The organism is Streptomyces sp. NPDC019443 (genome assembly GCF_044389785.1).
Classification (GTDB): Bacteria; Actinomycetota; Actinomycetes; order Streptomycetales; family Streptomycetaceae; genus Streptomyces.
The window spans coordinates 456,215-475,174 of record NZ_JBIRYJ010000005.1 but is presented as its reverse complement, the minus strand read 5'-3'; the positions used below and the strand labels follow the sequence as shown (position 1 = coordinate 475,174).

At 69.7% G+C, this 18,960-nt stretch carries 18 protein-coding genes; 6 read left to right on the top strand and 12 right to left on the bottom strand.

The genetic code is table 11. The features are described 5' to 3' along the window. The first annotated feature begins 88 nt into the window (after nt 1-88). The gene (locus tag ACH492_RS19505; RefSeq protein WP_398988118.1) at nt 89-1,048 is read left to right on the top strand and encodes a heme A synthase; all 960 of its coding nucleotides are present in this window, start codon (nt 89-91) and stop codon (nt 1,046-1,048) included. Here ACH492_RS19505 and ACH492_RS19500 read toward each other — a convergent pair. From ACH492_RS19500 to ACH492_RS19490, 3 genes are all read right to left on the bottom strand, one after another. Beyond that, entirely contained in the window at nt 1,034-2,122 is a 1,089-nt protein-coding gene (locus ACH492_RS19500; RefSeq protein WP_398988116.1) for an amidohydrolase family protein, read from the bottom strand. The two genes, ACH492_RS19505 and ACH492_RS19500, sit on opposite strands and share 15 nt — an antisense overlap. Before the next feature lie 65 nt (nt 2,123-2,187). After that, nucleotides 2,188-2,526 (bottom strand): hypothetical protein, encoded by a 339-nt coding sequence (locus tag ACH492_RS19495; protein WP_398988114.1) that lies wholly within the window; start codon nt 2,524-2,526, stop codon nt 2,188-2,190. 24 nt (nt 2,527-2,550) lie between these two features. Next, nucleotides 2,551-3,498 carry a heme o synthase gene (locus ACH492_RS19490; RefSeq protein ID WP_398988112.1) on the bottom strand — a complete coding sequence of 316 codons (948 nt, stop codon included), beginning with the start codon at nt 3,496-3,498 and terminating at the stop codon, nt 2,551-2,553. 317 nt (nt 3,499-3,815) lie between these two features. Here ACH492_RS19490 and tkt point away from each other — a divergent pair, with 317 nt between their 5' ends. Genes tkt through pgl form a run of 5 tightly spaced genes read left to right on the top strand, consistent with a single transcriptional unit; the run spans nt 3,816 to nt 10,467 of the window. Continuing rightward, nucleotides 3,816-5,903, top strand: coding sequence for a transketolase (tkt, locus tag ACH492_RS19485; RefSeq protein WP_398988110.1), 2,088 nt, complete (start codon nt 3,816-3,818; stop codon nt 5,901-5,903). 34 nt (nt 5,904-5,937) lie between these two features. After that, complete coding sequence (gene tal / locus ACH492_RS19480; protein ID WP_398988108.1) at nt 5,938-7,080, top strand: transaldolase; 1,143 nt, start codon at nt 5,938-5,940, stop codon at nt 7,078-7,080. 5 nt (nt 7,081-7,085) lie between these two features. Further along, complete coding sequence (gene zwf, locus ACH492_RS19475; RefSeq protein WP_398988106.1) at nt 7,086-8,618, top strand: glucose-6-phosphate dehydrogenase; 1,533 nt, start codon at nt 7,086-7,088, stop codon at nt 8,616-8,618. Beyond that, nucleotides 8,615-9,688, top strand: coding sequence for a glucose-6-phosphate dehydrogenase assembly protein OpcA (gene opcA, locus ACH492_RS19470; protein ID WP_398988104.1), 1,074 nt, complete (start codon nt 8,615-8,617; stop codon nt 9,686-9,688). Before zwf ends, opcA begins: the two co-directional genes overlap by 4 nt. Then, nucleotides 9,685-10,467, top strand: coding sequence for a 6-phosphogluconolactonase (pgl, locus tag ACH492_RS19465; protein WP_398988102.1), 783 nt, complete (start codon nt 9,685-9,687; stop codon nt 10,465-10,467). Before opcA ends, pgl begins: the two co-directional genes overlap by 4 nt. 92 nt (nt 10,468-10,559) lie before the next feature. Here pgl and ACH492_RS19460 read toward each other — a convergent pair whose 3' ends face one another. From ACH492_RS19460 to ACH492_RS19420, 9 genes are all read right to left on the bottom strand, one after another. Continuing rightward, nucleotides 10,560-10,970 carry a DUF3052 domain-containing protein gene (locus ACH492_RS19460; RefSeq protein WP_398988100.1) on the bottom strand — a complete coding sequence of 137 codons (411 nt, stop codon included), beginning with the start codon at nt 10,968-10,970 and terminating at the stop codon, nt 10,560-10,562. Further along, nucleotides 10,967-12,556 carry a PH domain-containing protein gene (locus tag ACH492_RS19455; protein WP_398988098.1) on the bottom strand — a complete coding sequence of 530 codons (1,590 nt, stop codon included), beginning with the start codon at nt 12,554-12,556 and terminating at the stop codon, nt 10,967-10,969. Before ACH492_RS19455 ends, ACH492_RS19460 begins: the two co-directional genes overlap by 4 nt. Continuing rightward, complete coding sequence (locus tag ACH492_RS19450; protein WP_398988096.1) at nt 12,553-13,050, bottom strand: PH domain-containing protein; 498 nt, start codon at nt 13,048-13,050, stop codon at nt 12,553-12,555. Before ACH492_RS19450 ends, ACH492_RS19455 begins: the two co-directional genes overlap by 4 nt. Nucleotides 13,051-13,054: 4 nt before the next feature. After that, nucleotides 13,055-14,707, bottom strand: a complete 1,653-nt coding sequence (gene pgi / locus ACH492_RS19445) for a glucose-6-phosphate isomerase (protein WP_398988386.1) — start codon at nt 14,705-14,707, stop codon at nt 13,055-13,057. Between the two features lie 58 nt (nt 14,708-14,765). Next, nucleotides 14,766-15,977 carry an MFS transporter gene (locus ACH492_RS19440; protein WP_398988094.1) on the bottom strand — a complete coding sequence of 404 codons (1,212 nt, stop codon included), beginning with the start codon at nt 15,975-15,977 and terminating at the stop codon, nt 14,766-14,768. Nucleotides 15,978-16,086: 109 nt separating this feature from the next. Further along, nucleotides 16,087-16,422 carry an RNA polymerase-binding protein RbpA gene (locus tag ACH492_RS19435; RefSeq protein ID WP_003957010.1) on the bottom strand — a complete coding sequence of 112 codons (336 nt, stop codon included), beginning with the start codon at nt 16,420-16,422 and terminating at the stop codon, nt 16,087-16,089. A 111-nt stretch (nt 16,423-16,533) separates the two neighbouring features. After that, entirely contained in the window at nt 16,534-16,764 is a 231-nt protein-coding gene (secG, locus tag ACH492_RS19430; protein WP_215093480.1) for a preprotein translocase subunit SecG, read from the bottom strand. A 107-nt stretch (nt 16,765-16,871) separates the two neighbouring features. Then, nucleotides 16,872-17,660, bottom strand: coding sequence for a triose-phosphate isomerase (gene tpiA, locus ACH492_RS19425; protein WP_307664193.1), 789 nt, complete (start codon nt 17,658-17,660; stop codon nt 16,872-16,874). Between the two features lie 6 nt (nt 17,661-17,666). Next, the gene (locus ACH492_RS19420) at nt 17,667-18,878 is read right to left on the bottom strand and encodes a phosphoglycerate kinase (RefSeq protein ID WP_398988091.1); all 1,212 of its coding nucleotides are present in this window, start codon (nt 18,876-18,878) and stop codon (nt 17,667-17,669) included. Between the last annotated feature and the right edge of the window lie 82 nt (nt 18,879-18,960).

Here is an 18,960-nt window from a genome sequence, read left to right as displayed (position 1 = left end):
TGGACCGCGCGACCGGGCCGTACCCGGACCGCACCCGGACCCGACCCCTCGTGAAAACGTGCACAATCGCCCGTTTACGATAGGGCCCGTGCTGACCCCCCTCGCCTATATCGCCCAGCGCTGGACGCCGACTCCCAAAACGCTCCGGCGCGCCGCGCTCTCCGCCGTCGTGATGAGCGTGGTCATCATCGTCACCGGCGGCGCGGTCCGGCTGACCGGCTCCGGCCTCGGCTGCGACACCTGGCCCAAGTGCACGGACGACAGCCTCTTCGCCACACCCGAGCAGGGCATCCACGGCGCGATCGAGTTCGGCAACAGGATGCTGACGTACGTCCTGTCGGCCGCGGTCGGCTGGACGATCATCGCGGCGCGCGCGGTCAAGCCGCTGCGGCGCGGGCTGACCCGGCTCGCCTGGCTGCAGTTCTGGATCGTGATGGGCAACGCGGTGCTCGGCGGCATCACCGTGTGGGCGGGCCTCAACCCGTGGACCGTGGCCGGGCACTTCATGCTCGCCACCGGGCTGCTCACGGTCGCCACCGTCACGTGGCAGCGGTCCCGCGAGGGCGACGGCGCACCGCGCCCGCGCGTCCCGCGCCCGGTCCGCAAGCTGTCGTGGGCGATCGTCGTCATCTCCGTACTGCTGATCGCGCTGGGCACCTCGGTGACCGGTTCGGGCAAGCACGCCGGCGACAGCAGCGACGTGCCGCGCATGCCCTGGGACTGGGGGGACGCCGCACACCTCCACGCCATCGCCGCCTGGGTGGTCTGCGCGCTGGCCGTCGCGATGTGGCTGGTGCTGCGGGTGGTCGACGCCCCCGACGACACCCGGGCGCGCGCCCGGGACCTGCTGATCGTGCTGCTCCTGCAAGGGGGAGTGGGTTATCTGCAGTACTTCACCGGGGTTCCCGAGGCTCTGGTCGCCGCCCATATGCTCGGCTCCGCGCTGATGTGGATCGCGGTGGTGCGGCTCGCGCTGAGCCTGCGCGAGCGGCCGCTACCGGATGCCGGGATCCCGGACCGGACCGACTCGGCGCTATCGAGCGTCTGACAGTCCGTAGACGCGGGCGGCATTGCCGGCCGCGATCATCCCGGCGACCCGTTCCGCGTCCGTACGGGCCCAGGCGCCGTCGGCGACCCAGCCGCCGAGCACCCGTGCGAGCGCCTCGCGGAAGATCCGGGCGCCCACCACATGCAGCTCGGGCAGCCCGCGCGCGCCGCTGGAGAAGAGCAGCTTCCCGAACGGCGCCAGCTCCAGGATCTCCGCGAGCACGGCCGCGGCCCGCGCCCCCGTGTGCACCAGGGCGGGCCCCAGATCGGCGTACACATGCGGGTACACGCTCGCCAGATGCGCGGCATGGCGGTGGTACGGATAGCCGTGCAGCAGCACCAGATCGGTGCCGAGACCAGCGGTGGCGGCCGCGAAGCCGGTCATCAGCATCGGGTCCTCCACGCCGACATGGAGCTGGAGCGGCAGTCCCGATGCGACCGCGATCCACAGCAGATGCCGCACCAGTACGGGATCGGTGAGCTTGCCGCCGACATGGCGTGCGGCCAGCCAGCGGCCGGCCGCCCCGCGCACCTCCCCGGGGCCCGGCGGCTCGGGCGCGAGGGCGAGCCCGTGGCCCACGGCGCCGACGGAGGTGAAGGCGACCGCGGACGCGGCGGCTCCGTGCACGGCCTCGGCAAGGTTCGCGAGGAAGCTCTCGACGGTGCCCGAGGTGTCGGCGACCTGTTCGGCGAGGAGTTCGAGGCGGACGATCTCGCGGGCCTCGGCCGCGCCCGCGGCGGCGATCTCGGGCGGCCCGGTGAGATCCCCCGGCAGCCCGGTGTCCACCAGATAGGTGGAGATTCCGCTGCCCCTCAGCAGCCGCCTGCCCGCCTCCAGCACACCCAGTTCACGCCGGCGGGCGAGATAGCGGGCGGGCGGGCAGTGCGGCTCAAGACCCAGCAGCGGCGGGCACCAGCGCCGTACCGCGAAGCCGGTCTGCGTGTCGAAGAAGGTGGTACCGGGCGCCGGCGGCCCGGCGGTCCGGCCCAGATGCGCCTCGAAGGTGCCGAGGCCGAGCTCCGTACGGAGCACCCCGTGGCAGTACTGGTCCACGAGGGTCGGGGTGTCGATCATCCGGGCTCCCAGTCATGGACTGTGCTTGCACAGTCCTAACGGGTGACACCCGCACGAGGTGTTGCTCAGCTATTGGACGGGCCTCCGACCTGGATGCCCGCCATCCGGGTCCACTCGTACGGACCAGTGCGGACCTTCGCCGCGAACTCCCCGTCGAACGACTCGTGCAGCGTGATCCCGGCCTTCTCGGCGGCGGCCTGCGCGATGTCGTGGCTCTGCGCCACGAGGTCGCCCCAGGCGCCGTCCTCGCCGACGAGCACGATGCGGGTGCCCATCTGACCGAGGTACGCGAGCTGCCCCTCGGCACCGCCGTGCGCCTTGGCGAAGGCGCCGATCTGCTTGGCGGCCTTGGCCGCCTTGCGCTCTGCCTGCTTGACCTGCTTGGCCTGCTTCGTATCTGCCATGAACAGGATGCTACCCATTGGTAGCTAGCGCAGGAAGGGGTCCACCGCGACGGCCACGAAGAGCAGCGATACGTAGGTGATGGACCAGTGGAAGAGCCGCATCTCCTTGAGCTTGCCGCCGGTGGCGCCGCCCTTCGCACGGTTCTGCAGGGAGTGCGCCTCCCAGAGCCACCAGCCGCCCGTCGCCAGCGCCACCACGGTGTAGAACCAGCCGGTGTAGCCGAGCGGCGTCAGCATCAGCGAGACCGCGACCATCACCCAGCTGTAGAGGACGATCTGGCGGGCGACGACCTTGTTGGAGGCGACGACGGGGAGCATCGGGACGCCGACGCGCGCGTAGTCCTCCTTCACCTTCATCGACAGCGGCCAGTAGTGCGGCGGTGTCCAGAAGAAGATGACGAGGAAGAGGATGAACGCGGCCCACGACATCGAGTTGGTGACGGCGGACCAGCCGATCAGGACCGGCATACAGCCGGCGATGCCGCCCCAGACGATGTTCTGCGAGGTTCGGCGCTTGAGGATCATCGTGTAGACGACGACGTAGAAGAGCAGCGCGCCGAGTGACAGTGCCGCGGACAGCCAGTTGACGAGCAGCCCGAACCAGAGGGTGGAGACGGCGGCGAGTACCAGGCCGAAGACCAGGCCCTCGCGGGGCGACACCATTCCGGTGACCAGCGGGCGCTGCGACGTACGGTCCATCAGGGCGTCGATGTCGCGGTCGATGTACATGTTCAGCGCGTTGGCGCCGCCGGCCGAGAGGTAACCGCCGATGCACGTCGTGAGAACGAGCCACAGGTCGGGCACATCCTGCGCGGCCAGGAACATCACCGGGACGGTGGTGATGAGCAGCAGCTCGATGATCCGCGGCTTGGTCAGCGCCACAAATGCCTTGACGCGGGCCCCGAACGGCCGATGGCCCCCCGGGCTGGGAGTCAAGACGACCCCTGCGGGTCGGGACTCGACGGCCGTCACGTACACCCCTGACAGAGAATTCCCAGCAAGCTCCCGGAGTGAAAACCGGGTAAAGACTTGCGCGTACCACGCCACTCTAGACGTTGCCGATACACCGATCTTCGCGGGGGTGGGCACGTGTTGAGCGGCAGCCCCGGCCCGTCCGTATACCTCGCCAGGAGGCGAAGAAGACCCAGCGATTGCACCCTGGCTTTACCTGATTCTTTCAGAGACCTGCACTCGAAAAGTTGCGCGTTGTTCCGGGGGTAGGCTCGACAACGCCCGGTGCTTCCGTCGTCACCGGGATACGAACATGTGGAGAGGAGCCCTGACCCAGGGTGAGCACCAAGCCGACCACCACAGACCTCGAGTGGACCGATCTGGACCAGCGGGCTGTCGATACCGTCCGCGTCCTGGCCATGGATTCCGTACAGAAGGTCGGCAACGGCCACCCCGGTACGGCCATGAGCCTCGCGCCCGCCGCGTACGTGCTGTTCCAGAAGCTGATGCGGCACGACCCCGCCGATCCGGACTGGACGGGCCGCGACCGGTTCGTACTCTCCGCGGGCCACTCGTCGCTGACCCTCTACATCCAGCTCTACCTGGCCGGGTACGGCCTGGAGCTCGACGATCTGAAGGCGTTCAGGACCTGGGGTTCGAAGACCCCGGGCCACCCGGAGTACGGGCACACCCCGGGCGTCGAGACGACGACCGGGCCGCTGGGCCAGGGTGTCGCCAACGCTGTGGGCATGGCCATGGCCTCTCGCTACGAGCGCGGTCTGTTCGACCCGGATGCCCCTGTGGGCACCTCCCCGTTCGACCACACCATCTGGGCCATCGCCGGTGACGGCTGCCTCCAGGAGGGCATCTCCCACGAGGCGTCCTCACTGGCCGGCCACCAGAAGCTGGGCAACCTCGTCCTCCTCTGGGACGACAACCACATCTCGATCGAGGGCGACACGGAGACGGCCGTCTCCGAGGACACCCTCAAGCGGTACGAGGCGTACGGCTGGCACGTCCAGCGCGTCGAGCAGCTGCCGAACGGCGACCTGGACCCCGTCGGCCTGTACAACGCCCTGAAGGCGGCGCAGGCCGAGACCGAGCGCCCCTCCTTCATCGCGATGCGCTCGATCATCGCCTGGCCCGCGCCGCACGCGCAGAACACCGAGGCCGCGCACGGCTCGGCCCTCGGCGAGGAAGAGGTCGCGGCCACCAAGCGCGTCCTGGGCTTCGACCCGGAGAAGTCCTTCGAGGTCTCCGACGAGGTCCTCGCGCACACCCGTGAGGCGCTCGACCGCGGCCGCGAGGCCCGCGGCGAGTGGGAGAAGACCTTCGCCGCGTGGCGTACCGCCACCCCGGAGCACGCCGCCGAGTTCGACCGGATCCGCGCGGGCGAGCTCCCCGCGGGCTGGGAGGACCGGCTCCCGGAGTTCGAGACCGGCAAGGGCGTCGCCACCCGCGCGGCCTCCGGCAAGATCCTCCAGGCGCTGGGCGCGCTCATCCCCGAGCTGTGGGGCGGCTCCGCCGACCTGGCCGGCTCGAACAACACGACGATCGACAAGACCTCGTCGTTCCTGCCCCAGGGCAACCCGCTGCCGGGAGCCGAACCGTACGGCCGCACGATCCACTTCGGCATCCGCGAGCACGCCATGGCCGCGACCATGAACGGCATCGCGCTGCACGGCAACACCCGTATCTACGGCGGCACCTTCCTGGTGTTCTCCGACTACATGCGCAACGCGGTACGCCTCTCGGCCCTGATGCACCTGCCGGTGACGTACGTCTGGACGCACGACTCGATCGGTCTCGGCGAGGACGGCCCGACCCACCAGCCGGTGGAGCACCTGGCCTCGCTGCGCGCCATCCCGGGCCTGAACATCGTCCGCCCGGCCGACGCCAACGAGACCGCGATCGCCTGGCGCGAGATCCTCAAGCGCTACACCAAGGAGTTCGGGGTCGGCGCCCCGCACGGTCTGGCGCTGACCCGCCAGGGTGTGCCCACCTACGAGCGCAACGACGATGCGGCGAAGGGCGGTTACGTCCTGTTCGACGCCGAGGGCGGCGACGCGCAGGTCGTGCTCATCGGCACCGGCTCCGAGGTGCAGCTCGCCGTGGAGGCGCGCGAGCAGCTACAGGCCGAAGGCGTGCCGACCCGGGTCGTCTCGATGCCGTCCGTCGAGTGGTTCGAGGAGCAGGACCAGGAGTACAAGGACAGCGTTCTGCCGCCGGCCGTCAAGGCGCGGGTGGCGGTCGAGGCCGGTGTCGGTCTTACCTGGCACCGCTTCGTGGGCGACGCCGGTCGCATCGTTTCGCTGGAGCACTTCGGCGCTTCGGCCGACGGCAAGGTTCTCTTCCGTGAGTTCGGCTTCACCGGCGACGCGGTGGCCGCCGCCGCGCGGGAATCTCTTGAGGCCGCGGCGCGCTGACGCCCGTATACGACAAGTAGGAGATGCAACTCTCATGACAGACGCACTCAAGCGCCTCTCCGACGAAGGCGTCGCGATCTGGCTCGACGACCTGTCCCGCAAGCGGATCACGTCCGGCAATCTCGCCGAACTGACCGACCAGCAGCACGTCGTGGGCGTCACCACCAACCCCTCGATCTTTCAGAAGGCGATCTCGCACGGTGACGGTTACGAGCCGCAGCTCGCCGACCTCGCCGTGCGCAAGGTGACCGTCGAGGAAGCCGTACGCATGATCACGACGGCGGACGTCCGGGACGCCGCCGACATCCTGCGGCCGGTCTTCGACGCCACCGGCGGCCAGGACGGCCGGGTCTCCATCGAGGTCGACCCGCGCCTGGCCCACAACACCCCGGCGACCATCGCCGAGGCCAAGCAGCTGGCCTGGCTGGTGGACCGGCCGAACACCCTCATCAAGATCCCGGCGACGAAGGCCGGCCTGCCGGCGATCACCGAGGTCATCGGCAAGGGCATCAGCGTCAATGTCACGCTGATCTTCTCGCTGGAGCGCTACCGCGAGGTCATGGACGCCTACCTGGCCGGCCTGGAGAAGGCGAAGGCCGCGGGCCTGGACCTTTCCAAGATCCAGTCGGTGGCGTCCTTCTTCGTGTCGCGCGTGGACACCGAGATCGACAAGCGTCTGGACGCGCTGGGCACGCCGGAGGCCAAGGAGGCCCGCGGCAAGGCGGCGCTGGCCAACGCGCGGCTCGCCTACGAGGCGTACGAGGAGGTGTTCGGCTCTGCCGACAATTCGACGCCGCCCTCCGACCGCTGGGCCGCGCTCGACAAGGCGCAGGCCAACAGGCAGCGTCCGCTGTGGGCCTCGACGGGCGTCAAGGACCCGGCGTACAAGGACACGCTGTATGTCGACGAGCTCGTCGCGCCGGGCACGGTGAACACCATGCCGGAGGCCACCCTCGAAGCCACCGCCGACCACGGCGAGATCAGGGGGGACGCCGTGCGCGGCACGTACGAGCAGTCCCGCGCCGAACTCGACGCCATCGAGAAGCTCGGGATCTCCTACGACGACGTCGTGCAGCTGCTCGAGGACGAGGGCGTCGAGAAGTTCGCCTCGGCCTGGAACGACCTGCTCAAGTCGACCGAGGCCGAGCTTCAGCGCCTCGCTCCTTCGGAGGGCTGACCACCTTGTCCGGTATTGGCGGAGCCAATCCGCTCCGTGACCCAGCAGACCGACGGCTCCCGCGTATCGCGGGGCCGTCGGGCCTGGTCATCTTTGGTGTCACGGGCGATTTGTCACGTAAAAAGTTGATGCCTGCGGTCTATGACCTGGCCAACCGCGGGCTGCTGCCACCGGGCTTCTCGCTCATCGGCTTCGCCCGCCGTGAATGGCAGGACGAGGACTTCGCGCAGGAGGTCCACGACGCCGTCAAGGCCCACGCGCGTACACCGTTCCGCGAGGAGGTGTGGCAGCAGCTCATCCAGGGGATGCGCTTCGTCCAGGGCACCTTCGACGACGATGACGCCTTCGAGAAGCTGAAGGCCACCATCGAGGACCTCGACAAGAAGCAGGGCACCGGCGGCAACTTCGCCTTCTACCTCTCCGTGCCGCCGAAGTTCTTCCCCAAGGTCGTCCAGCAGCTGAAGAAGCACGGGCTGGCCGACCAGAAGGAGGGCTCCTGGCGCCGCGCGGTCATCGAGAAGCCGTTCGGCCACGACCTGGTCTCCGCCAAGGAGCTCAACCAGGTGGTGCACGAGGTCTTCCCGGCCAACGAGGTCTTCAGGATCGACCACTACCTGGGCAAGGAGACCGTCCAGAACATTCTGGCGCTGCGCTTCGCCAACACCCTGTTCGAGCCGATCTGGAACCGGTCGTACGTCGACCATGTCCAGGTCACGATGGCAGAGGACATCGGCATCGGCGGCCGCGCCGGCTACTACGACGGCATCGGCGCCGCCCGTGACGTCATCCAGAACCACCTTCTCCAGCTGCTCGCGCTGACCGCGATGGAGGAGCCCGCCTCCTTCGACGCGGATGCACTGGCGGCCGAGAAGACCAAGGTCCTCGGCGCGGTGAAGCTGCCCCAGGACCTGTCCAAGAGCACGGTGCGCGCGCAGTACATGGCGGGCTGGCAGGGCGGCGAGAAGGCCGTCGGCTATCTCCAGGAAGACGGCATCGACCCCAAGTCGAAGACCGACACCTACGCCGCGGTCAAGCTGGAGATCGACAACCGCCGCTGGGCGGGCGTCCCCTTCTATCTCCGTACGGGCAAGCGGCTCGGCCGCCGGGTCACCGAGATCGCGGTGGTCTTCCAGCGCGCCCCGCACTCCCCCTTCGACCACACGGCCACCGAGGAACTGGGCCAGAACGCCCTGGTCATCCGCGTCCAGCCGGACGAGGGCGTGACCTTGCGGTTCGGCTCGAAGGTGCCTGGCACCTCGATGGAGGTGCGGGACGTCTCGATGGACTTCGCGTACGGCGAGTCCTTCACGGAGTCCAGCCCGGAGGCGTACGAACGGCTGATCCTCGACGTCCTGCTCGGCGACTCCAACCTCTTCCCGAGACTCGAGGAGGTCGAGCTGTCCTGGAAGATCCTCGACCCGATCGAGCAGTTCTGGGACAAGCACGGCAAGCCCGCACAGTACCCGGCCGGTACGTGGGGGCCGGTCGAGGCGGACGAAATGCTCGCACGAGACGGACGGAGCTGGCGTCGGCCATGAAGATCGACCTTACGGACACCACGGCCAGCAAGATCAACAAAGCGCTGGTGCAGGGGCGGCGGGCGATCGGCACCCCGGCCGTCGGCATGGTGCTCACCCTTGTCATCGTCACCGACGAAGAGAACGCCTACGACGCGCTGAAGGCGGCCAACGAGGCGTCGCGCGAGCACCCTTCGCGCACGCTGGTCGTCATCAAGCGGATCTCGCGCTCGCCGCGCGACCGGGCGAAGGCACGCCTGGACGCCGAGGTGCGGGTGGGCGCGGACGCGGGCACCGGCGAGACGGTCGTGCTCCGGCTGTACGGCGAGGTCATCGATCACGCCCAGTCGGTGGTTCTGCCGCTGCTGCTGCCGGACGCGCCGGTCGTGGTCTGGTGGCCGGTGAACGGGCCGACCGACCCGGCCAGTGACCCGCTGGGCACGCTGGCGCAGCGCCGGGTGACGGACTCGTACGCCTCCGAACAGCCGGTGCGTGACCTGATGGCGCGCGCCGAGGCCTACACCCCCGGCGACACCGATCTGGCGTGGACCCGGATCACGCCGTGGCGCTCCATGCTCGCGGCCGCTCTGGACCAGGTGACGTGCGAGGTCACCTCGGTGGAGGTGGAGGGCGAGGAGTTCAACCCGAGCTGCGAACTGCTCGGGATGTGGCTCGCCGACCGGCTGAAGGTGCCGGTGACGCGCTCGGCTTCGTCCGGGCCTGGTCTCACGGCCGTACGCATGGAGACGAACTGCGGCCCGATCGTGCTGGACCGGGCGGACGGCTCGCTGGCGACGCTGTCCATCCAGGGGCAGCCGGACCGGGCGGTGGCGCTGAAGCGGCGTGACACGGCCGAGCTGATGGCGGAGGAACTGCGGCGTCTCGACCCGGACGACACGTATGCGTCGGCACTTCGGTTCGGCGTGGAGCGGCTCAGTTACGGCGACGAGGCGTCGGGGGCCGGGGCGTCCGCGTCGCAGGCCACGTCCGGAGCGAAGTCCGAGACCAAGTCCGAGGCCAAGTCCGCCGCCGCGAAGAAGGCCGCTCCGGCCAAAAAGGCGGCTCCGGCCAAGAAGGCGGCGGCGAAGTGAGTGCCCCGCAACTCGTCGTCCACCGCGACAAGGGCCTGATGGCGCAGGCCGCGGCGGCCCGGCTGATCACGAAGATCGTGGACGCCCAGGCCGCTCGCGGCTCCGCGTCGGTGGTGCTGACGGGCGGCCGCAACGGCAATGCCCTGCTCGCCGCCCTCGGGACCTCGCCGGCCCGGGACGCGATCGACTGGCCGCGTCTCGATCTGTGGTGGGGCGACGAGCGGTTCCTCCCGGAGGGCGACCCGGAGCGCAATATCACGCAGGCCCGCGAGGCCCTGCTGGACAGCGTGCCGGTGGACCCGAAGCGGGTGCATGCGATGCCCGCGTCGGACGGTGTGTACGGCAGTGACGCGGACGCGGCAGCCGCTGCGTACGCGGCCGAACTCGCCGCGTCGGCGGGCCCGGAGGACCACGGTCCGGTGCCGAGCTTCGATGTGCTGATGCTGGGGGTGGGGCCCGACACCCATGTGGCGTCGCTCTTCCCCGAGCTGCCCGCGGTCCGCGAGACGGACCGCACGGTGGTCGGCGTGCACGGCGCGCCCAAGCCGCCTCCGACGCGTATCTCGCTCACGCTCCCGGCGATCCGGTCGGCGCGCGAGGTATGGCTGCTGGCGGCGGGCGAGGACAAGGCGACGGCGGTGGCGATGGCTCTGTCGGGCGCGGGCGAGGTCCAGGCCCCGGCGGCGGGCGCGAGGGGCCGCAGCCGGACGCTGTGGCTGCTCGACGCGGCGGCGGCGTCCCAACTGCCGCGGGACCTGTATCCGCCGGCATCGCCCTGACTGAGGTCGGCCCGAGCAATCAAGCCCCTCCGGCGATTGAGGAGCGGGGGTCCGGGGGCGGAGCCCCCGGTACGGGCAAGCCCGCCGCAGGCTCACCCCGTTCGGTTCTCCACCCGTCGGACGAACTTCAGCCCCGACCAGTCCTCATCCAGCCGCGCGACCTTCACATCGACAATGCCGAGCGGCAGCAAAAGCTCCCGGAGCGCATTCCCATCGATGTCGCTCTCATGCCCCGCGGCCTTGCGCGGCCACGCGATCCAGAGCGTCGCCCGGTCCGCCAGGCGCTCGACGAGCGTCGCCGCCTCAGCCGCCAGATCTCCGTACGTACGGTAGAACGCCAGCGTCACATCCGTGTCCCGCGAGCCGCGTTCGCCGACCGTGACCCCTTCGGGCAGACCGGGAATCGCCCAGTCCCCCGGCCGGTGCAGGAGCACGACCCGCCGGCCCGGTTTGATGCCGAGCTTCTTGGCCAGCGGGTTGCCCGAGTAGCCGGATGCGGTCATACGGGGATTGTCGCGCCGACCTCGGCCGAACCGCACCGCGCCGTCCCGTCGCCCCGTACGAGGAACGGCTCCAGCAGCCCTGGCACCGCGTCCGACGCGAACGCCAGACCCTCGCTCTCCCCCGCGTCGTACACCGAATACGCCCCCGCCCCCGCGGCCGTCGTCGCGGTCAGCGTCAGCACTCCGGCCCGGCGCTGGAAGACCGACTGCTTCACCGTCCAGCCGATGACCCCGCCCCGCTGCAGCGCGACCGTCGCGCGCCGGACCGTGCCGGAGCGGGCCACCAGATACGCATCGCTGATGCCGTGCCCCAGACTGCGGTACGCATCCAGGGCGAGGATCACCGCGGCCGGCAGCGCAACGACCGCGGTGACCGCCGCGATGTACAGCAGTACGGAAGTGAGCCAGGCGCCCAGAACCGTCAGCACCAGCAGCGGCAGCAGCGCCGATGCCAGCGCCCGGCGCAGCCGCCGGGTGCGCGCCGCCCGGGGGTGGGCGGTCAGGTGGGCCGCGCTCGTCGGGGCCACGGGCTCGCGCAGCACCTGCGCGGCCACCTCGTCCGCCGTCGCCCGCGGGGCCGGCGGCAGCAGCACCTTCAGATCGGCGTGCTTGTCCTGCTCGTCGTCGGTGAGACCGGTGGCGACCGCGTCCACCCGGGCCGCGCCGAACAGTCTGACGCCGAGCGGCTCGACGAGTTCGACACCGCGCAGGCGGCGTTCCTCTATGGAGATCGAGCGCGCGGTGAACAGGCCACGCCGCAGTCGCAGGGTGCCGCCAGGCTCCCGCTCCAGCCGGTAGTTCCACCACATCTCGATCCACAGCCCGAGCGCGCCGACGACTCCGGCGCCCACGGCCGCGGTGACAAGCACCACGACCATCATGGCGATGGAGGTGTCCTGGAACCGGTCCCCCACCCAGTCGATGACCTTGCCCTGCGCCCCGAACCACTCACTGACCTGCATCACACCGCCGGCCGCGGCGCCGCCGAGCAGCGGTGCGACAAAGCTGACCGGTGCGTACCGGATCCAGGACGGATCGAGGGCAGCGAGCTCGCCCTCCCGGTGAGTGCCGGGATCGGTCGTCGCCGCCCGGGCCAGCAGCTGCGTACGCAGTCGCTCGCCCTCCGCCTTGCTGACCGGGTCGAGCTCCAGCGTGGACTCGCCGCCGGTGTGCTCGCCCGTGCCGATACGCACCTTGACCAGGCCGAGGACGCGCAGCAGCGGGTTGGCGGACAGGTCGACGCTACGGATTCGCTCGCGGGCCAGTGAACGGCGTTTGACCAGCAGGAGTCCGGTGTGGAGCTCGGCGCGCTCGATCCCGACGCGGTAGCGCGTCCGGCGCCACCGCATGTAGTCCGCGCCCGCGCTCACGGCGATCAGCAGCACGGCACCGGCGAGCACCCAGCCGAACGCCTGCCCGAGCGGCATTCCGCCGGCGAGGCCGAGTGTGGTGGGCAGTCCTGCGCCCGCGGCCACTCCCGCCATGACGAAGGCGGTGACGAGCACGGTGCGCTTGTCGAGCCGCCGCCACTCCCCCTCGGCAACCGGCTCGGGCTCGGCCACCGGCTCCGGCTCGGCCGCGCTCATGTCGCGTCCCCGGGCGTGGCCTGGGTTATTCGGGTCAGCTGCTCCGCGAGCTCCGCGGCGAGCTCATGGTCGAGCCCCTCGATCTTGATCGCGCCCTTGGAGGACGCGGTGGTCACGATGACCGTGGCGAGCCGGAACGCCTGCTCCAGCGGCCCGCGCATCGTGTCCACAGTCTGGATCCTGGACATGGGCGCGATCCGCCATTCCTGCCACAGCGCCCCCGTACGGACGTAGACCGCCTCGTCCGTGACCTCCCAGCGGTGCACCCGGAACCACCAGTTGGGGAGGAAGAGGGTGCAGGCCAGGCCCAGCACCGCCAGTACGACGGCGGGCGTCAGCAGCCACAGCCGGGCCGGTTCGATGAGCAGGCCCAGTACGGCGAGCACGGCAACCGGAATCGCGGTCGTCAGCAGCAACTGCACCCGCCACCAGCCGACCACCCGCTCGTTCAGTGTGCTGTTCGGCGGCCTCAGCCTCACCCCCTCCTCCCCCATCGGCTCAACGACCCCGCAGCGTGCGGTACTTGGCGGCCAGCGTCGAGGTCGAGCTGTCCAGCTGCTCCCCGCCTGTTCCCTCGGTGAGCACCGGCTCGATCTTCTTGGCGAGCACCTTGCCGAGCTCGACGCCCCACTGGTCGAAGGAGTCGATGTTCCAGATGGCGCCCTGGACGAACACCTTGTGCTCGTAGAGCGCGATCAACTGGCCGAGCACGGAAGGCGTGAGCTCGTTGGCGAGGATCGTGGTCGTGGGGTGGTTGCCCTGGAACGTCTTGTGCGCCACCAGTTCCTCGGGCACACCCTCCGCCCGTACCTCCTGAGGCGTCTTGCCGAAGGCGAGCGCCTGCGTCTGTGCGAGGAAGTTGGCCATCAGCAGATCGTGCTGGGCGACCAGACCGGGCCGCAGATCCCCGACCGGCTTGGCGAAGCCGATGAAGTCCGCCGGGATGACCTTCGTGCCCTGGTGGATCAGCTGGTAGTACGCGTGCTGTCCGTTGGTGCCGGGCGTGCCCCAGACCACCGGACCGGTCTGCCACTCGACGCGGTTGCCCTCGCGGTCCACGGACTTGCCGTTGGACTCCATGTCGAGCTGCTGGAGATAGGCGGTGAACTTACTCAGATAGTGGGAGTACGGCAGCACCGCGTGCGACTGCGCGTCGAAGAACTCGCCGTACCAGACGCCCAGCAGGCCGAGCAGCAGCGGCGCGTTGGCCTCCGCCGGAGCCGTACGGAAGTGCTCGTCGACCAGGTGGAAGCCGGCGAGCATGTCGCGGAAGCGGTCCGGTCCGATCGCGATCATCAGCGAGAGGCCGATCGCGGAGTCGAAGGAGTAGCGCCCGCCGACCCAGTCCCAGAACTCGAACATGTTCGCCGTGTCGATGCCGAAGCCGGAGACCTTCTCGGCGTTCGTGGACAGCGCCACGAAGTGCTTGGCGACAGCCTCCTGACCGGCCTTCAGCTCGGTGAGGAGCCAGTCACGGGCGGAGGTGGCGTTGGTGATGGTCTCGATGGTGGTGAAGGTCTTGGAGGCGATGATGAAGAGCGTCTCGGCCGGGTCCAAGTCCCTTACGGCCTCGTGCAGATCGGCCCCGTCGACGTTCGACACGAAACGGAACGTCAGATCGCGCGCGGTGTAGGAGCGCAGCGCCTCGTACGCCATCGCCGGGCCCAGGTCGGAGCCACCGATGCCGATGTTCACCACGTTCTTGATGGGCTTGCCGGTGTGGCCGGTCCACTCGCCCGACCTGACGCGGTCGGAGAAGGCGGTCATCCTGTCGAGCACGGCGTGCACCGCCGGCTCCACGTTCTCGCCGTCCACCTCGATCACGGCGTCCCGCGGGGCGCGCAGCGCCGTGTGCAGAACGGCGCGGTCCTCGGTGGTGTTGATCTTCTCGCCGCGGAACATCGCGTCCCGCAGCTCGGCGACGTTGGTGGCCTCGGCCAGCTCGCGCAGCAGCGCCAGCGTCTCGTCGGTCACCAGATGCTTGGAGTAGTCGAGGTAGAGATCGCCGACCTGGAGGGTGTACCGGCTGCCGCGCGCCTGGTCGGCTGCGAACAGCTCCCGCAGATGCGTCTGTCCGAGTTGCTCGCGGTGCTTGCCGAGAGCAGTCCACTCGGGCGTCTGATTGAGCCTGGTACGGCCTTCTGCGTTCATACTGGACATCAGCCCACTTCTTCTCGTACCTGCCTGCGTGCCCCGCTGCGTCTCCAACCTAATTGATCAGCGGGACGAGCGATGCGACTGCCGGAATGAACAGTGCGGCCGCCAGCAAGGCGGGTGTGTTCGGTCCCCAGGCGGCCGCCGCCGCTCCGCCGAGCAGCGCGCCGAGCGGAGCGCCGGCGACCGCGAGCGTACGGAAGGCGGAGCTGATCCGGCCCAGCAGCTGCGACGGGCTGCGCTCCTGGATCAGCGTCGTCTGGTTGACGTTCCACACCATGCCCATGACCGCGAACACCGCCATCGCGGCGATCGTGACCCCCAGCGCGCGCACGGACCCCATGGCGACCAGACATCCGGTCTGCACAAGCCCGGCGGCGAACACGCTCCCTATTCGCCCGATCCGGTCGGCCAGCCTGCGGGCCAGCAGGCCGCCCGCCAAGCTGCCGGCCCCGAAGGCAGTGATCACCGCCGCGTATCCGCCGGCCCCCGCGCCGAGCCAGCCGGTGACATGGACGACGAGGGTGGCGATGAGCGCGCCCATGCCGATGTTGCAGAGTGTGGTGGCGATGCAGAGCCCGCGCTGTGCCCGATCCCGCCACAGGGTGCGCAGCCCTTCCCCGATCTCCCTGCCCAGGGTGCTCCCGGCCGGTCCGGGGTCCCGCTGCGGCGCCCCGACGCGCAGGGATGCCACCAGCGCCGCCGCAACGACATAGGTGGCCGCATCCGCTGCGTACGGCATGGCGGCGCCCACCACGAGCAGCACCGGAACCAGGGGCGCGGCCACAAAGCCCCCGACGATCTGCTGTGCGGTCATCAGCCGGGCATTGGCGCTGCTCAGCGCCTCGGCCGGCACCAGCGAGGGCAGCAGGGCCGTCGCGGCGTTGTCGAAGAGTGTCTGGAGCGTGGTGAGGGCGAAGGCCAGCGCGAGCAGCAGCGCTACGGATCCCAGGTCCAGCCATACAGCGCCCGCGAAGCCCGCCATCAGCAGGCCGCGCAGCAGATCAACGGCCCACATCGCCCGTCGCTGGTCCACCCGGTCGGCGACGGCACCGCCCAGCAGGCCGAACAGCAGCCAGGGCAGATAACCGCACGCCGTGACCGAGGCGATGAGGAGGGGGTCGTCGGTCAGCGAGGCGGCAAGCAGCGGCATCGCGGCGATCCGCAGCGAGTCGCCGAGTTTCGAGACGACGGCGGCCGCCCACAGCCGTCCGAACCCTCCGCGCCACGCGGGTTTTCGCGTCTGCACAGCTTCGGTCGCCGTCACAACATCCCCCGTCCGGTCCGTTGATTCAGAACCGTAGAGGGTGCCACTGACAATCAGCCGCGAACGCACTCCGGCCGGACGCCCACAGGCATCCGGCCGGTAACAACTTCTAGATTTCGCCCCGCAGTTTCGCGAGCGCCTCGGCGAGGATCGCCTCGCCGTCCGCGTCGCTGCGCCGCTCGCGTACATAGGCGAGGTGCGTCTTGTACGGCTCGGTGCGCGGCGGGTCCGGCGGATTGTCCCGGTCCTGTCCGGCCGGGAACCCGCAGCGAGGACAGTCCCAAGTATCCGGAACCTGTGCGTCGCTGGCGAAGCTCGGCTGCGTCTCGTGCCCGTTCGAGCACCAGAAGGAGATGCGCAGGCGCGGCGCGGACTCGCCCCGCTCGGCCTCACCCATCGGCCCCGCTCCGACCCGGCTTCCCCGGATCGCGTTGCCACTTGCCACGGTCGTAACTCCCTGCGTGATGGTGCTCGAAGATGCCCCAGTCTACGTAAGGCCCAACGTGCGTCCAGTGATTGGAGTTACACCCCGCACCCAGACGCTGACGGCGACCGGTCAGCTGTCCAGCTTCATCAGCAGCCCAAGTACGACAATGCACGCAAACCACAGCAGACCGACGACCACCGTAATGCGGTCGAGGTTGCGCTCGGCGACCGAGGAGCCGCCTACTGAGGACTGCATACCGCCACCGAACATGTCGGAGAGGCCGCCGCCCTTCCCCTTGTGCATCAGCACCAGCAGCATCATCAGCAGGCTGAAGACGATCAGGGCGATCGAAAACCCCATAATCACGGCTGGACCAACTTCCTCGGACTGAAATGGACGACGGGGGCCCGGGCTCGGAAAAGCCTCAGGCCCCCGCAAGGGTACGACGGATCCGCGCTACCGCATACTTACTGGTCGCGGAACCGGACGATCTTGACGAACTCGTCCGCGTCCAGCGCCGCACCGCCCACCAGAGCACCGTCCACATCGGGCTGCGCCATGATCGCGGCGACGTTCCCGGACTTCACCGAGCCGCCGTACTGGATGCGGACCTTGTCGGCCAGCTCCTGGGAGTACAGCTCGGCAAGACGCCCGCGGATCGCCCCGCAGACCTCCTGCGCGTCCTCGGGGGTGGCGACCTCGCCGGTGCCGATGGCCCACACCGGCTCGTACGCGATCACGATGGACTCGGCCTGCTCGGCCGGGATGTCCTTCAGTCCGCCGTCGAGCTGCGTGATCGTGTACTCGACCTGCTGGCCGGCCTTGCGGACGTCCAGGCCTTCACCGACGCAGAGGATCGGGGTCAGGCCATGCCTGAAGGCGGCCTTCACCTTGGCGTTGCAGAGCTCGTCCGTCTCGGCGTGGTACTGCCGGCGCTCGGAGTGGCCCACGGCGACGTAGGTGCACTTCAGCTTGGACAGCATCGAGCCCGAGATCTCGCCGGTGTACGCGCCGGAGTCGTGCGCGGAGAGGTCCTGCGCGCCGTACTTGATCCTGAGCTTGTCGCCGTCGACCAGGGTCTGCACGGACCGCAGGTCGGTGAAGGGCGGCAGTACGGCGACCTCCACGGCGTCGTAGTCCTTGTCCGCCAGGGCGAAAGCGAGCTTCTGGACATGGGCGATGGCCTCGAGGTGGTTGAGGTTCATCTTCCAGTTGCCCGCCATCAGCGGGGTGCGGCCGTTTTCAAGAGCAGTCATTGAGGGTCAGTCCTCCAGTGCGGCGAGGCCGGGAAGCGTCTTGCCTTCGAGGTACTCGAGGCTCGCGCCGCCACCGGTCGAAATGTGGCCGAATGCCTTCTCGTCGAAGCCCAGGATCCGGACGGCCGCGGCGGAGTCGCCACCGCCGACGACCGAGAACGCCTGGGAGTCGACGAGCGCCTGGGCAACGGCCTTGGTGCCCTCGGCGTAGTCGGGGTGCTCGAAGACGCCCATCGGACCGTTCCAGAAGACGGTGGCCGCGTCGGCGAGCTTCGATGCGTACAGCTTGCGGGTCACGGGACCGATGTCCAGACCCTCCTGGTCGGCCGGGATCGCGTCCGCGGCGACGACGGACGGGTTGGCCGGAGCCTTGGTCTTCAGGTCCGGGAACTCGGTCGCGACCAGGACATCGACGGGGAGCACGAACTCCACGCCCTTCGCCTTGGCCCGCTCCAGGTACCCCAGGACCGCCGGGATCTGGTCCGCCTGCAGCAGCGAGATGCCGACCTCGTGCCCTTGGGCCTTGAGGAAGGTGTACGCCATGCCGCCGCCGATCAGGATGCGGTCGGCCTTCTCCAGGAGGTGGTCGATGACCCCGAGCTTGTCGGAGACCTTGGCGCCGCCGAGGACGACGACGTACGGGCGCTGAACGTCCTCGGTGAGCTTCTTCAGGACGCCGACCTCGGTGGCGATGAGGTAGCCGGCGGCGTGCGGCAGGCGGGCCGGGAGGTCGTACACCGAGGCGTGCTTGCGGTGTACGGCGCCGAAGCCGTCGCCCACGTACAGATCGGCAAGAGTGGCGAGCTGATCGGCGAAGGCGCCGCGCTCGGCGTCGTCCTTGCTGGTCTCGCCGGCGTTGAAGCGGAGGTTCTCGATGACGGCGACCCGGCCGTCGGCGAGGCCTGCGACGACGGCCTTGGCCGACTCACCGACGGTGTCGGTGGCGAAGGCGACATCGGTGCCGAGCAGTTCACCGAGCCGCGCGGCCGCGGGGGCGAGCGAGAAGGCCGGGTCGGGGGCGCCCTTGGGGCGGCCCAGGTGAGAGGCGACGACGACGCGCGCGCCCGCCTCGGCGAGCTTGGCGACAGTCGGCACTACGGCGCGAATGCGGCCGTCGTCGGTGATCGTGGTGCCGTCGAGCGGCACATTGAGGTCGGCGCGGACGAATACCCGCTTACCGGCGACCCCTTCGGCGAGAAGTTGGTCGATCGTCTTCATGTGTAGGGCTCCTCAGAGGGCTGGGACGTGCGAAGGGCTCGAACCGCGCTGCGTTGCGCTGCCCGAGCCCTGTCGCTCACAT

Coding starts and splice junctions, on each gene's coding strand:
- tal (WP_398988108.1), top strand. CDS start 5,938: ATGACAGACGCACTCAAGCGCCTCTCCGACGAAGGCGTCGCGATCTGG.
- opcA (WP_398988104.1), top strand. CDS start 8,615: ATGAAGATCGACCTTACGGACACCACGGCCAGCAAGATCAACAAAGCG.
- tpiA (WP_307664193.1), bottom strand. CDS start 17,660: ATGACTGCTCTTGAAAACGGCCGCACCCCGCTGATGGCGGGCAACTGG.
- ACH492_RS19495 (WP_398988114.1), bottom strand. CDS start 2,526: ATGGCAGATACGAAGCAGGCCAAGCAGGTCAAGCAGGCAGAGCGCAAG.
- ACH492_RS19455 (WP_398988098.1), bottom strand. CDS start 12,556: ATGAGCGCGGCCGAGCCGGAGCCGGTGGCCGAGCCCGAGCCGGTTGCC.
- ACH492_RS19450 (WP_398988096.1), bottom strand. CDS start 13,050: ATGGGGGAGGAGGGGGTGAGGCTGAGGCCGCCGAACAGCACACTGAAC.
- ACH492_RS19500 (WP_398988116.1), bottom strand. CDS start 2,122: ATGATCGACACCCCGACCCTCGTGGACCAGTACTGCCACGGGGTGCTC.
- secG (WP_215093480.1), bottom strand. CDS start 16,764: ATGGGGTTTTCGATCGCCCTGATCGTCTTCAGCCTGCTGATGATGCTG.
- ACH492_RS19420 (WP_398988091.1), bottom strand. CDS start 18,878: ATGAAGACGATCGACCAACTTCTCGCCGAAGGGGTCGCCGGTAAGCGG.
- pgi (WP_398988386.1), bottom strand. CDS start 14,707: ATGAACGCAGAAGGCCGTACCAGGCTCAATCAGACGCCCGAGTGGACT.
- ACH492_RS19460 (WP_398988100.1), bottom strand. CDS start 10,970: ATGACCGCATCCGGCTACTCGGGCAACCCGCTGGCCAAGAAGCTCGGC.